The following is a 13,013-nucleotide window of genomic DNA, read 5'->3' as shown; positions in this document are numbered from 1 at the left end:
ATTACTGTATAAACAGTTCTTCGGTGGAGTGCAACATGAAAAAAGCTGACCTTAGTGCCCTCGAAAAGGCCTTGACCCATCTCCCGGTTGATCTCAAGCAACACCTTGCCAATCAGCTTCTTGGGCAAATCAATGCTCAGGCTCACACCTTGCTTGAAACGGCCAGATCTCACCACCCATGTCCTCATTGTGGTCATGAGCACGTCGTCAAATGGGGTCATTCTGGTGAATTACGGCGATATCGGTGCCATAGCCTGACCTGTCACAAGACCTTTAATGCCGTTACAGGAACATCACTGGCCAGGTTGCATCACCGCATATCAGTGGTTTGATTATCTGAGATGCATGCGAGACAGCCTAACTCTGCGGGTATCGGCATTTTGAGTCGGTATTGATTTAAAGACGGCTTTCCGGTGGTGGCGCCGTTTTCTAAATGCCAGTGCAAACGCCAACGCGAATGCCCTTTCCGGCATTGCCGAAGTGGATGAAACCTTCTTTGCCGAGTCCTGCAAAGGCAAGCGCAACATCACGCACCGCAGCTCCAGGAAGCGTGGCGGGCAAAGTAACAGGAAGCATAAAGCGGATAAAATCCCTGTACTTATTGCGCGGGGCCGCAACGGTAACATCAGTGATCTGGTGGGTCCTGCATTAAAGAAACCGACGGTTCATGCTTTTCTGAGGCCGATTATCAATCGTGACTCGATCCTGTGTTCAGATGGCCACAGCTGGTATAAAACCTTTTCCAGCGAACATGGCATTGCCCACCACCGACTCGTCACACTCGATAATCAACGGGTGATCGGCAAGGAATACCACATACAGAACGTCAACGGTCATATGAGTCGATTGAAGGGCTGGATGGCGCGGTTTCATGGGGTTGGGACGGCATATCTACCGAGCTATCTGGCATGGCGGCGGCTATTTGAGCGCGCTCAACCTTCCAAAGAGGGCTGGCTCTGAATTGCGATAGGCGCAAACCAACATCCAATGTCAACTTAGCAATATCGTAACAGCTATGGCGCCATGCTGGGAAGGCGACGCCTTCCGCGCTATACGTACCTGAACGACGGGGCTTTCCGCGCATTTCGGTAAAAGGTCTCAGAGCATTCAGGCAGGCGTTTTCGATGGCGCTGTTGCTGGTAATATCGAGGCATTTTCTGGTTCTGGAACTCTGGCCATGGCCTGCTCGATAACCTCAACGCCGGAACCCGGCTTGTGGGCGTTTTCACTGATGTAACGCCGGAACTGACGGCCGCCGGGCTGGCCATGAAAAAGGCCCATCAGGTGACGGGACATGTGACTGAGGAAAACGCCCCGGTCCAACTCATCCTGAAGGAATGGTAATACCGCCCGCAACGCCTCATGGCGGGATTGCGCCGGGCCCGCCTGACCAAAGAACTCGGTGTCCACGCCAGCCAGCAGCCAGGGATTATGGTAGGCCTCGCGCCCGAGCATGACACCGTCGGTGTGCTCAAGGTGCTGCCGGCATTCGTCAAAGGTCTTGATGCCGCCGTTGATAATGATTTCCAGGTGCGGGTAGCGGGCTTTCAACCGATAGACCCAGTCGTATTTCAGCGGTGGGATATCCCGGTTTTCCTTGGGACTCAGCCCTTCCAGCACGGCAATACGGGCATGGACGATAAAGGTGCGGCAGCCCGCTTCCGACACCTTCTCTATAAATTCACAGAGCTCGTCCCAGGACTCGCGGCCATCAATCCCGATCCGGTGCTTGACGGTGACGGGAAGACGGGTGGCGTTAATCATCGCCCGCACGCCCTCGGCTACCTTGTCCGGGTAAGCCATCAGGCAGGCACCGATCATGTTGTTCTGTACCCGGTCGCTGGGGCAGCCTACGTTCAGATTGACTTCATCGAAACCGTATTGCTCGGCCAGTGCGGCGCAGTGGGCCAGCTCCTGTGGGTTGCTGCCACCCAGTTGCAGTGCCAGCGGGTATTCTGCCGGATCGTGCCGCAGGAACCGCGCCGTATCACCGTGGATAAGCGCGCCAGTGGTCACCATCTCTGTGTACAGCAGGGTATTCCGGCTGAGCTGCCGGGCCAGATAGCGGTAGTGGGTAGTGGTCCAGTCCATCATCGGGGCCACGCAAAAGCGCCGGGATGGTTCAGATCTCACGTTTGCCTGTTTTTCCTGTGCCTGTTCCGGCATTTCTGCGGTGCTGCTCGTGATCATTAACTGCCCAATCTGAATCTGTCTGTTACCTGTCGCTGAGGTCAACGAATCAAATGTAAAGAGCTGTTATTCTATCAGGAAAACACCGCACTTGGCCGTAGGGCTTTGGCGAAATCAGTGAGGCGTGACGCGAGGACGCTCCATGAATGAATGCATTTTCATAACCGGCGTCGGCGCAGGAATCGGCCGGGCCACGGCCAGGCTTTTTGCGGCACAAGGGTGGTTTATCGGCGCGGCGGACAGGAATGCGGAGGCTCTGGAAGCCCTGCGCGATGAGCTCGGCGCGGACAATTGCAGCACCCACATCGCAGACGTAACCGACTCCCTGTCACTGACGCAGGCGCTGGCGCAGTTCTCGGAGCTGACAGGCGGCAGACTGAGAGTGCTGCATAACAATGCCGGTATTCTGGAGGTGGGTCCCTTTGAGGACATCAGTCCTGACCTCCATCGCAATGTCGTGGAGGTGAATGTCATCGGCCTGATGAATGTTCTCCATGCGGCCTTTCCCTATCTCAGGGCAACGCCCGGGGCGCAGGTGATTAACATGAGTTCGGCGTCGGCATCCTATGGCATCCCTGATTTTGCATCCTATTCCGCCAGCAAACACGCGGTGCGTGCAATGACCGAAGCGCTGGATATTGAGTGGGAACAATACGATATAACGGTGGGGGACCTGATGCCCCCGTTTGTAAATACCGGTATGGTCCAGTCCAACGAGGGACGGTCAGCTTTATTCGACAGCATGGGTATCAACCTGGATGCTGAAACCGTTGCCGCCGAGGTCTGGGAGCAGGTGCGCAAGCCGCGGTTGCACCGCCCTGTTTCAATGCAGTTCCGGGCGCTCTGGCCCATTACTCGTACTGCGCCAATTGCTGTTACCCGAGCGGTTATGAAGCGGCTCTGGGGGAAAGATCAAAAGCAGGTTGGCGAGTCGTCGGACAACCGCAAGAAAGGGTAAGTTGCAATGCCGGTAATGGTACAGGCCCTTACGCCTGTGTTTGCGTTGATCCTGCTGGGCTACCTGTTCCGGCGTTGGCATTTCCCGGGGGATGATTTCTGGATCCAGGCTGAGCGCTTCACCTATTACGTGCTTTTCCCGGCGATGCTGATATTCAAGCTTGGCCAGGCGAGGGTGCCGGCCTCTGCCTATGGCGATATTATCGTCCTGATCGTTGCCATGCTGGTGGCGATGTCGTTGATACTGGTCGCCGTTCAGTGGGTATGGCGTTGGCCGGGTCCGGTGTTTTCCTCGGTATTCCAGGGTGGCATCCGCTTTAACTCCTACGTTGCCCTGGCCGCGGCGGGTATGCTGCTCGGGGATGAAGGGCTGTCACTGATTGCCATTGCGGTTGCGGTGAAAGTTCCATTGCTCAACCTGTTGTGCATTCTCATGTTTTCATTGGTGGCAGGAGACGGCAAGGTTCAGCTGAAACCCGTCCTCAGAGCTATCGTTTCCAATCCCTTGATTATCGGCTCAGTGGCAGGAATGGTCTGGAGTTATTTCCAGATCGGATTCCATCCCCTGGTGGCGGGTATTCTTGAACCCTTGAGTGACCTGGCTCTGCCACTTGGCCTGATGACCGTTGGCGCCGGCCTTCAGCTGAAGGCACTGCGTGGTGCGTCCATGCCTTTCCTGGTGGCGGCCACGGCCAAACTGGCGGGCTTTCCATTGCTGACGTCGGCCCTGGCACTGCTGCTGGATATGGAGGGTTTGATGGTTCAGGTGGTGGTTCTGCTGGCCGCTCTGCCAACAGCTACTTCGTCCTACATTCTGGCGCGTCAATTGGGGGGCGACGCGCCATTAATGGCGGCGATCATCAGTGGCCAGACATTGCTGGCCATGGTGACCATTCCGCTGGTATTAGGCCTTCTCTGGTAAACACTTGAGGACGGCGTCAGCCAGGCCGTGCTGGAAAGAGATATATCCGTCGCGGTCCGCCTCAATGTCCGTAGCAAGCGGGTCCCAGGTGCTGAACGTGATATCCAGGCCTTCAGTGATCGAACGCCACCACTGGCGGTTGAACTGGGGTTCCGTCAACAGGCAGGGCTGGTTGGCCTTGCGCAGTTTCTGCTGGACCTCGGCAATGTGCCTGGCACCGGGAGACAGCTCCGGGTTCAGCGTCAGGATACCTTCCAGATGCAGGCCGTAGTGCTCCACGAATCGCGTGAACGCATTGTGGTAGGTGAAAAGGTCGATGTCTGCTACCGGCTCCAGTCGGGCAGTGATGGCAGTTTCGGCGGCGGATAGTTCGCGCTCGAATCGTTCCAGGTTGGCGTCAAGGGCTTCCACATCGGCGCCCTCAAGTTGTGACAGTACACCGTATATGTCCTTTGCCATGCCCAGTGCCAGTGCCGGGTCCAGCCAGATATGGGGGTCTTCTCCGTCGCCGTGATCGTGGCCATCATGCCCTGTTTTTTTGCCCTCGTCATGACCGTGGTCGTCATGGCCGTGATGGTCGTCGGTGGTAGCGATCTCCGGCACGTCCTCGCCGTGCATCAGCGAATAGGTGCGATCCCTGAACTCGTTGCCACCGAGCAGGCGCATGAGGAAAGTCTCCAGCTCCGGGCCCACCCAGAAAATGGCCTCGGCACTTTCCAGGGCCCGTCGCTGGGAGGGTTTCATGCTGTAACTGTGGGGGCTGGCGCCGGGTTGGACCAGTGTGGTGACCTCGACCTCATCGGTAGCCACGGCTTTCACCAGCAGCTCGATGGGTTTAAGCGACACGACTATCTCGGTGGCTGCGAGGGTGCCGGCCGAGCCGAGAAAAGTGGCGATTCCCAGTGCGGTGGCAGCTGCAAAGCGTCTGGCGATCATAGTGGATGAGACCTCGAAAGTTAATGATACGTTATAATATAACAATAATGGTCGCAGATGAAGAGGATTGGTTCTGGTCCATGCGAAATCCGGCCGCGCCCGGTATAATGCGTGGCTTTCAACGCACAGCCTTCATCAGGCAGTAACCTTCAGGATGCTTTAATGACCGTACGTACCCGAATCGCACCGTCTCCCACCGGTGATCCCCACGTTGGTACCGCTTTTGTGGCACTGTTTAACCTGTGCTTTGCGCGGCAACATGGCGGCCAGTTCATTCTGCGGATCGAGGATACGGATCAGGTCCGCAGTACCGATGAATCGGAGCAGGACATCCTCAATGCCCTGCGTTGGCTCGGGCTGGAATGGGACGAAGGTCCGGATGTGGGTGGACCCCACGGTCCCTACCGGCAGTCAGAGCGTAAAGACTCCTATCGCCAGTACGCGCTGGATCTGGTCACCCGGGGGCATGCCTTCTACTGTTTCCGCACACCGGTAGAGCTGGATGCCATCCGTGAGGCGCGCAAGGCAGAGGGTCTGAACCCCGGCATCAAAGGTGACCTGGAGCTTTCGGAAGAAGAGGTCAAGCGCCGCCTGGACGCGGGTGATCCCTATGTGATCCGCATGAAAGTACCGGAAAGCGGCATCTGCGAGATCGAGGATATGCTCCGTGGCACCATCGAGATCGACTGGTCCCAGGTCGACAGCCAGATTCTGCTTAAATCCGACGGTATGCCCACTTACCACCTGGCCAACGTGGTGGACGATCACCTGATGGAGATCACTCACGTGCTTCGCGGTGAAGAGTGGATCAACTCCGCTCCCAAGCACAAATTGCTGTACCAGTATTTTGGCTGGGACATGCCGGTGCTGTGCCATCTGCCGTTACTGCGCAACCCGGACAAGAGCAAGCTGTCCAAGCGCAAGAACCCGACCAGCATCAACTTCTACGAGCGTATGGGCTTTCTGCCCGAGGCAGTGACCAACTATCTTGGCCGCATGGGCTGGTCGATGCCGGACGAGCGGGAAAAATTCACCCTGGAGGAAATGATCGAGCAGTTCGACATCCAGCGGGTTTCCCTCGGCGGTCCGGTTTTCGATGTGGAGAAGCTGCGCTGGCTCAACGGCCAGTGGATCCGTGACGAACTCAGCGAAGACCAGTTTATCGAACGTATGCGTCACTGGTGGTTCAACGAACAGGCTCTGCGGGACCTGGTGCCCCACGTCAAGGGCAGGGCAGAGGTCTTCAGTGATGTCGCCCCCATGGCCTCATTCATGTTCTCCGGTATGCTCGATCTCAAGCCGGAAGACTTCAGTCACAACAAGCTGGAGGAGGCCCAGGTAAAACGCGTACTGCAGTTCACCCTCTGGAAGCTGGAAGCCCAGCGCCACTGGAGCAAGGACAACATCTTCGCTGACATCAAAACCCTGGCCAAGGCCATGGGCCTGAAAATGGGCGACTTCATGTTCGCCATCTTCGTGGCCGTTGCCGGCACTCCCAACTCCTGGTCGGTTATGGACTCCATGGCCATCCTCGGTCCGGACATGACCCGTTCCCGTCTGCGTCATGCTCTTGAGGTCACGGGTGGTTTCTCGAAGAAGGAAACCAAGCGTGTGGAGAAGGAATACGCGTCGTTGCTGGCTGAGTAACCAGATTGGTGAATTAGTGAGCGGTTTGGGCAGGGATGTTCACGAAACTGAAAAAACGTTGGAAAAAAGGTTGACGCCCCAGGGGGCGATCCTTAATATACGCAGCCGTTGAGGGGCCATAGCTCAGCTGGGAGAGCGCAACACTGGCAGTGTTGAGGTCAGCGGTTCGATCCCGCTTGGCTCCACCAATTTCTAGTCCCCTTCGTCTAGTGGCCTAGGACTCCGCCCTTTCACGGCGGCAACACCGGTTCGAACCCGGTAGGGGACGCCAATACGGCTTCACCGGATTAGTCCCCCGGTAAGCCATCAAAAAAACCGCCTTCTGGCGGTTTTTTTGTGTCTGAAGATAACTCAGCGAGAAGCGATGGCCCCCTTGCCAACCCCCTCGTAAGCCTTGACCCGGATAACATCGCTGGGGAACTCGCCATGGAGCCGCTCGGCAATGTGCGCAGCAATCAGCTCAACCGTGGTATCGGAATCCAGCATATAGACCCGGCGCTCCGGTAGCGTCAGCGCAAACTCTCCCTGGTTGGCCTCATACTCAAAGGTCACGTACGGGATACCGTTGTCGTCCACCCAGCGCTGCGTGACATCCTCCTCGGATCCCACATAGATGTCCTCCCAAAGCTTCGCCCAGCGGTTCTCAAGGTCCCGGTCACGGTGGCCGTTGCGGTCGATACGGATGGGGGACCGATGGCCGTGGGCAATCCGCTGGCAGTTACCCAGGTGTTTTTTCAGGCCATGAACATAATGGTAGTAAGCGCCCTCAATCACATCTTCCCGCAGTGAAATCTCCACGTCTGTCACGTTGGCCGGCAACACCGCCCGCAACTCCTGCTCCAGGAGCGTGGCAACCGCGGACGGCACGACCCTGTCAGCGGACAGCCAGACGACAGCCTCATCCGGCGACTGGTGAAGCAGGTATGTGCCATCGTTCAGGTGCCACCGGAAGCGGTCAGGCTCATCCTCGGTCCATTCGAGCCCGCTGTAGCCACGGGGAATCACCAGACGGTGATCCACACGTTCATCGATTACCCTTTTGATGGTGCGTTTGACGTTGCTGAAATCAAACACCATGCCCTGGTCATCCAGTTCGCCACCGAGAACCACATCCACAATCCAGCTTTCGCCAACGAGCCCGCGGGAGGCGTCCAGGTAGGCGAAGTCGATAACCGTGAGATTGTCTACGAAAAGATGGTTCATCGGAGCAGCCTGAAAAGATGAGGTTGATTGATGGCCGGATTCTAGCAAAAATCTGCCATCGCTCGCAGCTTTGCGTAGGCTGCGTGGCAAAAACCACGGAGCACACAATGATGGCGGAGACCGGCTCAGATGGCCATGGGGCCTTCCCGGTACTGGTATTGGCCGGCGGGTCGTCCCGACGGATGGGCAGGGCCAAGGCCCTGTTGCGGTTGAACGGAGGCACGCTGCTGGATCATGCCATCGGTCAGGCGAAGCAACTGGGCACTCCGGTTACCGTGGTAACGGGTTGCCGGTCCCCAATTGTCCGGTATCGCTGCCGCGTGCAACCTTCAGCCTGGGTCCATGCCCGGGGTTGGCGTGCTGGCATGTCAGAGTCGCTGAAGGCCGGTCTGGCCAGCCTTGGGCCCTCCGCCCGAGGCGCGTTTATTGTGTTGCTGGACCAGCCCCTGGTCAGCCCAGCTTCGTTGGGGGAGCTGGCAGAGGCAGCCAGAAGCAACCCGTCGCGACCCGTTGCTGCCGACATGCAGGGCAAGCCCGGTGCCCCTGCCTACATTCCGAGGCAACTATGGCCGCATATCATGATGCTGGAAGGAGACCGTGGGGCGGCCGCCATACTCGCCAGAAATGGCGCCCGCAGAATTGCCATGGCCGGCGCCGAATCGGATGTGGACACGCCGGCAGACTGGCGCCGCATCAGCCATCAGTTGGCTGAAAAATCCTGACAATCAGGATGGACTTAGCGGTTTACCGGGAGCTGATCGTGATTAAGCTGTTCCCAGGAACGCATGTACACATCGGCCTCGTACTGATAGGGGGACTTGAAGGGTGTCAGCACAAAATCAAACACCAGAAAGAAAAATCCGACAGATCCCCAGGCGATGGCCAGCGTACTTATGGTAGTGGCCTGGACTTCTGGGTTTGCGCTGACAAAACCTTCCAGCAGCGGGATTAGGTCTGATGCCATGACCACAGGATTAAAGCTCGAAAGTACGAACGGTATCCAGAAGGCCAGGAATACCGGAAAGAAACCGAAAGACCACAATAGCCGGCGTAGCAGGTATATGCCGATAGCTCGCCAGTAACGGTGCCTGATTTCGGGGACGCGGCGTATGCGCTCCAGGTAACGGCGGCGCTCGTCCCAATACGCAGCGACTTCCGGAGCGTGCAACCTGTGGCTTTTGCCGGTGGCGGAAGCGTGCTCTGGGGCCTCCAAAGTCTGGTTACCCTGGGTGTCAGTGGTCATGGAGTCAGGTACTGCCTTATGGCTTCGGGTTAGTGCATGATAGTAGAAAGTACGTGTTACCCTACAATCACCTTTTGGTTAAAGACAGGATAGTTTTAATGGCGGCAGTGATCGAGAACACAGTCCATCCGGCGTTTGAAATGCTTCGCAGTCATCAGATCAGCACGCTGAACGTGACCGTTGAGGAATACCGTCACCGTAAAACCGGCGCCCGCCACCTGCATCTGGCGGCGGATAACGACGAAAATGTGTTTTTTGTGGCCCTGCGGACCTTCCCCATGGATTCCACCGGGGTGGCCCATATTCTGGAGCACACAGCGCTTTGCGGTAGCGAGCGTTTCCCGGTCAGGGATCCGTTTTTCATGATGATCCACCGCTCCCTGAACACCTTCATGAATGCGTTCACCAGCAGCGACTGGACGGCTTACCCCTTTGCCAGCATGAACCGCAAGGATTTCGATAACCTGCTGACGGTCTATCTCGACTCGGTGTTTTTCTCATCCCTTGATCCGCTGGATTTTGCCCAGGAAGGTCACCGCCTTGAGTTCGAGACACCGGAAGATCCCTCCACGGACCTGGTATACCGTGGGGTGGTGTACAACGAGATGAAAGGCGCCATGAGTGCCCCCACATCCCAGTTATGGCAGAACCTCTCCAGTCACCTGTTTCCGACCACGACCTATCACTACAACAGTGGCGGCGAGCCAGACCACATTGTGGATCTCAGCTACGACGACCTGCTGCGTTTCTACCGTCACCATTACCATCCCAGCAATGCGATTTTTGCGACTTACGGCGATATCCCGGCCCATGAGCACCATGAGCGCTTTGAAGAGCTTGCCCTCAAGCGCTTTGACCACCTCGATGTGGAGCTTCCGGTACGGGATGAGAAACGAATGTTTTCTCCTGTTCGTGTCGATCAGAGTTACGCCATCAGCGAGGGCGAGGAAACCAGTCACAAGACCCATATTGTGATGGGCTGGCTGCTGGGGCACAGTTTTGACCTGCAGGAAAATCTTGAAGGCCAGCTGCTGGCCAGCGTACTACTGGAAAACAGCGCCTCACCGCTGATGCGGGCTCTGGAAACCACCGATCTCGGACATTCCCCGTCGCCCATGTGCGGCCTCGAGGATTCCAATCGCGAGATGACATTCGTCTGCGGCATCGAAGGCAGTGAGCCGGACAAACAGGAAGATCTGGAACAGTTGATTGAGCAGACCCTGGCGAAGGTAGTGGATGAGGGGGTCAGCCAGGATCGGCTGGAGGCCATCCTCCACCAGCTCGAACTTCATCAGCGCGAGATTGCCGGTGACAGTTTCCCCTATGGCCTGCAATTGATCATGACCGCCATTTCTCCGATGGTTCACGGCGGTGATCCGGTGGAGCTACTGGATCTGGAGCCGGTGCTGGCGGACATGCGCGAGAAGATTCGCGACCCGCAGTACGTGCCCGGCCTGATTCGTCGCAAACTGCTGGAAAACCCGCATCGGGTAACCCTGACACTGCGCCCGGACGATAAGCTGGAAAGCCGGCGTCAGGCCGCGATCCGCGACGCCCTGGCGCGCCGCAAGGCGTCGTTGACAGAGGAGGAAGTTCGCCAGATTGTTGACCGCGCCCGGGCCCTGGAAGAACGCCAGACCCGCAAAGATGATGATTCCATCCTGCCGAAGGTGGACCTGTCCGACGTGCCTTTGCAGTTGCCGGAACCCGAAGCGAGGTTTGCCGGGGACATGGCCGCGACCATCTATGCCCGGGGAACAAACGGTCTGGTGTATGAGCAGGTCATCGTACCGGTACCGAACCTGACTGAAGACGAGCTGCTGTTACTGCCATATTACACCGCCCTGATCCCGGAAGTGGGCTGCGGCGAGCTGGATTATCTGCAGATGCAGGATCGCATTTCCGCTGAATCCGGGGGTATCAGCGCTTCCTTTTCCGCGAAGGGACGCATAGACGATGTTCACGATCTGTCCGGCTATCTTGTCTTTGCCGGCAAGGCGCTGGCGAGAAACCGCGAAGCCCTGACCCGCCTGCTAAAGGATGTGTTCGACGGCGCCCGTTTCGATGAGACCGGGCGGGTTCGTGAGCTTGTGGCGCAGATCCGCTCTCGCAGAGAGCAGGGCGTGACCGGAAGTGGTCATGCCCTGGCAATGGGTGCGGCCTCCCAGGGCCTCAGCCCCGGTGCCTGGCTGTCATTCCGGCTTGGTGGTCTCGAAGCCGTTCGTGGGGTCAAGGCTCTGGACAAGTCCATTGACAACCCGGCCGAGCTGGAAAGGCTTTGTGAGCGCCTGGCCGCATTACACCAGCGGATCCGGCAGCAGGCCCGTGAATTTCTGCTGATTGGTGAAGAGGAGCAGCTCGATCCCATGCTCACGGAACTCAAATCGGTGTGGGGCGATGCCAACGCCGAAGGCGGTGAGTCCTGGCAGCTGGCGCCAGTGAGCTACCAGGCCCGTGAAGCCTGGCTTACCTCAACCCAGGTGAACTTCTGCGCCAAGGCCTACGGTACGGTTGCCATTGATCACCCGGATGCTGCCCCACTGACGGTACTGGGCGGTTTCCTGCGCAACGGCTACCTCCACAGGGCCATTCGTGAAAAGGGTGGGGCCTACGGTGGTGGTGCCGGGCAGGACAGCGTCAATGGCAGCTTCCGTTTCTTCTCCTACCGTGATCCGCGCCTGGGCGAGACCCTTGCAGATTTCGACAAGGCCCTGGAATGGTTGCAGGAAGAGCAGCATGACCCCCAGGAGCTGGAGGAATCCATCCTTGGGGTCATCGGTCAGCTGGACCGTCCTCGGTCTCCGGCTGGTGCTGCCCGTCATGCTTTCCATAACCGCCTCTTCGGCCGTACACCGGAGCAGCGTGCGCGCTTCCGGGAGCGCGTTCTGGCGGTGACGCTGGAAGACATGAAGCGGGTTGCGAAAGAGTGGCTGAAGCCGGAAAACGCCAGCGTTGCGGTGGTCACCAGTTTCGAAAACCGCGACACGGTGAAGAAGCTGGGGCTGGACATTCAGGAGCTGTAATTCTCATGGCATGACAGAAGGCCGGCATGCCCCGAAGTAAGAGGGCGCGCCGGCCTTTTTTTGCTATCAGGGTTAACGGTTGCGCTTGAGCCCGGTGGTCACCATGATGCGTGTCGAAATTTCTTCCACTGAGTAAGCGGTGGTGTTGAGGAAGGGAATGCGTTCCCGGCGATACATCAACTCAATCTCTTCAATTTCATGCATGCATTGTTTTAGCGATGAGTACCGTGAATTCGGTTTGCGCTCATTGCGAATCGTCGCCAGTCGCTCGGGATCAATGGTCAGCCCAAAGATTTTTTCCTTATGGCTGCGCAGGGCAGCCGGCATTTTCTGATCATCCAGGTCTTCTTCGGTAATGGGGTAGTTGGCCGCCTTGACGCCATACTGAAGTGCCAGGTACAGACAGGTTGGCGTTTTGCCGCTGCGGGAAGCGCCCACCAGAATCAGGTCGGCCTCGTTATAGTGACGGGTGCGAGCGCCGTCGTCGTTATCCAGTGCGAAGTTGACGGCGTGGATGCGCCGTTCGTAACTGCCCTCGTTGTTGATAGCGTGGGATTTGCCAACCGTATACGACGACGATGACTGCAGCTCCTGCTCAAGAGGGCTCAGAAAGGTGCCGAAGATATCCACCATGAAGCCGTCGGCACCGGATATGAGATCCCGGATATCACGGTCTACGATGGTGTCAAAGACCAGCGGACGTGTCCCGTCCACCTCTGCTGCCTTATTGATGCGCTTTACCATTTCCCGCGCTTTGTCAGCGTCATCAATATATGGCACGGTAATGCGCTCGAAATCGATTTTCTCGAACTGTGCCAGCAGGCTGTGCCCCAGAGCCTCGGCGGTCAGCCCGGTGCCGTCGGATAGAAAGAAAGCAGTTCGTTTCATGGTG

The 13,013-nt window shown here is 57.6% G+C and carries 10 protein-coding genes, 2 tRNA genes and 1 pseudogene; 8 read left to right on the top strand and 5 right to left on the bottom strand.

What is annotated here, in order from left to right:
* The first annotated feature begins 35 nt into the window (after nucleotides 1-35).
* A pseudogene (locus DIT71_RS10625) lies at nucleotides 36-960 on the top strand (IS1595 family transposase).
* A gap of 147 nt (nucleotides 961-1,107) precedes the next feature.
* On the opposite strand, the gene dusA reads toward DIT71_RS10625, so the two are convergent.
* Nucleotides 1,108-2,166, bottom strand: coding sequence for a tRNA dihydrouridine(20/20a) synthase DusA (gene dusA / locus DIT71_RS10620; RefSeq protein ID WP_114613333.1), 1,059 nt, complete (start codon nucleotides 2,164-2,166; stop codon nucleotides 1,108-1,110).
* Nucleotides 2,167-2,332: 166 nt separating this feature from the next.
* On the opposite strand from dusA, the gene DIT71_RS10615 reads away from it, so the two are divergent.
* A complete protein-coding gene (locus DIT71_RS10615; protein WP_114613178.1) occupies nucleotides 2,333-3,148 on the top strand; it encodes an SDR family oxidoreductase in 816 nt (271 codons plus the stop codon).
* A 6-nt stretch (nucleotides 3,149-3,154) separates the two neighbouring features.
* A complete protein-coding gene (locus DIT71_RS10610; protein ID WP_114613177.1) occupies nucleotides 3,155-4,069 on the top strand; it encodes an AEC family transporter in 915 nt (304 codons plus the stop codon).
* Here the strand turns inward: DIT71_RS10610 and DIT71_RS10605 are convergent.
* Nucleotides 4,052-5,005, bottom strand: coding sequence for a zinc ABC transporter substrate-binding protein (locus DIT71_RS10605; RefSeq protein WP_114613176.1), 954 nt, complete (start codon nucleotides 5,003-5,005; stop codon nucleotides 4,052-4,054). The two genes, DIT71_RS10610 and DIT71_RS10605, sit on opposite strands and share 18 nt — an antisense overlap.
* Before the next feature lie 162 nt (nucleotides 5,006-5,167).
* On the opposite strand from DIT71_RS10605, the gene gltX reads away from it, so the two are divergent.
* From gltX to DIT71_RS10590, 3 genes are all read left to right on the top strand, one after another.
* On the top strand, nucleotides 5,168-6,652 hold the full coding sequence (gltX, locus tag DIT71_RS10600) for a glutamate--tRNA ligase (protein WP_114613175.1): 1,485 nt from the start codon (nucleotides 5,168-5,170) through the stop codon (nucleotides 6,650-6,652).
* A gap of 112 nt (nucleotides 6,653-6,764) precedes the next feature.
* Nucleotides 6,765-6,840 (top strand) — tRNA-Ala (locus DIT71_RS10595).
* Nucleotides 6,841-6,847: 7 nt separating this feature from the next.
* Nucleotides 6,848-6,923: transfer RNA gene (locus DIT71_RS10590), tRNA-Glu, on the top strand.
* Nucleotides 6,924-7,003: 80 nt separating this feature from the next.
* Here the strand turns inward: DIT71_RS10590 and DIT71_RS10585 are convergent.
* Nucleotides 7,004-7,855 (bottom strand): 6-pyruvoyl trahydropterin synthase family protein, encoded by an 852-nt coding sequence (locus DIT71_RS10585; protein WP_114613174.1) that lies wholly within the window; start codon nucleotides 7,853-7,855, stop codon nucleotides 7,004-7,006.
* 107 nt (nucleotides 7,856-7,962) lie between these two features.
* Here DIT71_RS10585 and DIT71_RS10580 point away from each other — a divergent pair, with 107 nt between their 5' ends.
* On the top strand, nucleotides 7,963-8,577 hold the full coding sequence (locus DIT71_RS10580) for a nucleotidyltransferase family protein (RefSeq protein WP_227538060.1): 615 nt from the start codon (nucleotides 7,963-7,965) through the stop codon (nucleotides 8,575-8,577).
* A 14-nt stretch (nucleotides 8,578-8,591) separates the two neighbouring features.
* Here DIT71_RS10580 and DIT71_RS10575 read toward each other — a convergent pair whose 3' ends face one another.
* The gene (locus tag DIT71_RS10575) at nucleotides 8,592-9,098 is read right to left on the bottom strand and encodes a hypothetical protein (protein WP_227538059.1); all 507 of its coding nucleotides are present in this window, start codon (nucleotides 9,096-9,098) and stop codon (nucleotides 8,592-8,594) included.
* Between the two features lie 98 nt (nucleotides 9,099-9,196).
* Between DIT71_RS10575 and DIT71_RS10570 the strand changes: the two genes are divergently transcribed.
* Complete coding sequence (locus DIT71_RS10570; RefSeq protein ID WP_114613173.1) at nucleotides 9,197-12,121, top strand: insulinase family protein; 2,925 nt, start codon at nucleotides 9,197-9,199, stop codon at nucleotides 12,119-12,121.
* 72 nt (nucleotides 12,122-12,193) lie between these two features.
* Here DIT71_RS10570 and ppsR read toward each other — a convergent pair whose 3' ends face one another.
* A complete protein-coding gene (ppsR, locus tag DIT71_RS10565) occupies nucleotides 12,194-13,009 on the bottom strand; it encodes a posphoenolpyruvate synthetase regulatory kinase/phosphorylase PpsR (protein ID WP_114613172.1) in 816 nt (271 codons plus the stop codon).
* Between the last annotated feature and the right edge of the window lie 4 nt (nucleotides 13,010-13,013).

It is taken from the genome of Marinobacter vulgaris, assembly GCF_003344045.1.
Lineage (GTDB): Bacteria > Pseudomonadota > Gammaproteobacteria > Pseudomonadales > Oleiphilaceae > Marinobacter > Marinobacter vulgaris.
The sequence above is the reverse complement of the archived record's forward strand: the minus strand, read 5'-3'. Positions and strand labels throughout refer to the sequence as shown.

Coding starts and splice junctions, on each gene's coding strand:
- dusA (WP_114613333.1), bottom strand. CDS start 2,166: ATGCCGGAACAGGCACAGGAAAAACAGGCAAACGTGAGATCTGAACCA.
- DIT71_RS10615 (WP_114613178.1), top strand. CDS start 2,333: ATGAATGAATGCATTTTCATAACCGGCGTCGGCGCAGGAATCGGCCGG.
- DIT71_RS10610 (WP_114613177.1), top strand. CDS start 3,155: ATGCCGGTAATGGTACAGGCCCTTACGCCTGTGTTTGCGTTGATCCTG.
- DIT71_RS10605 (WP_114613176.1), bottom strand. CDS start 5,005: ATGATCGCCAGACGCTTTGCAGCTGCCACCGCACTGGGAATCGCCACT.
- gltX (WP_114613175.1), top strand. CDS start 5,168: ATGACCGTACGTACCCGAATCGCACCGTCTCCCACCGGTGATCCCCAC.
- DIT71_RS10585 (WP_114613174.1), bottom strand. CDS start 7,855: ATGAACCATCTTTTCGTAGACAATCTCACGGTTATCGACTTCGCCTAC.
- DIT71_RS10580 (WP_227538060.1), top strand. CDS start 7,963: ATGATGGCGGAGACCGGCTCAGATGGCCATGGGGCCTTCCCGGTACTG.
- DIT71_RS10575 (WP_227538059.1), bottom strand. CDS start 9,098: ATGACCACTGACACCCAGGGTAACCAGACTTTGGAGGCCCCAGAGCAC.
- DIT71_RS10570 (WP_114613173.1), top strand. CDS start 9,197: ATGGCGGCAGTGATCGAGAACACAGTCCATCCGGCGTTTGAAATGCTT.
- ppsR (WP_114613172.1), bottom strand. CDS start 13,009: ATGAAACGAACTGCTTTCTTTCTATCCGACGGCACCGGGCTGACCGCC.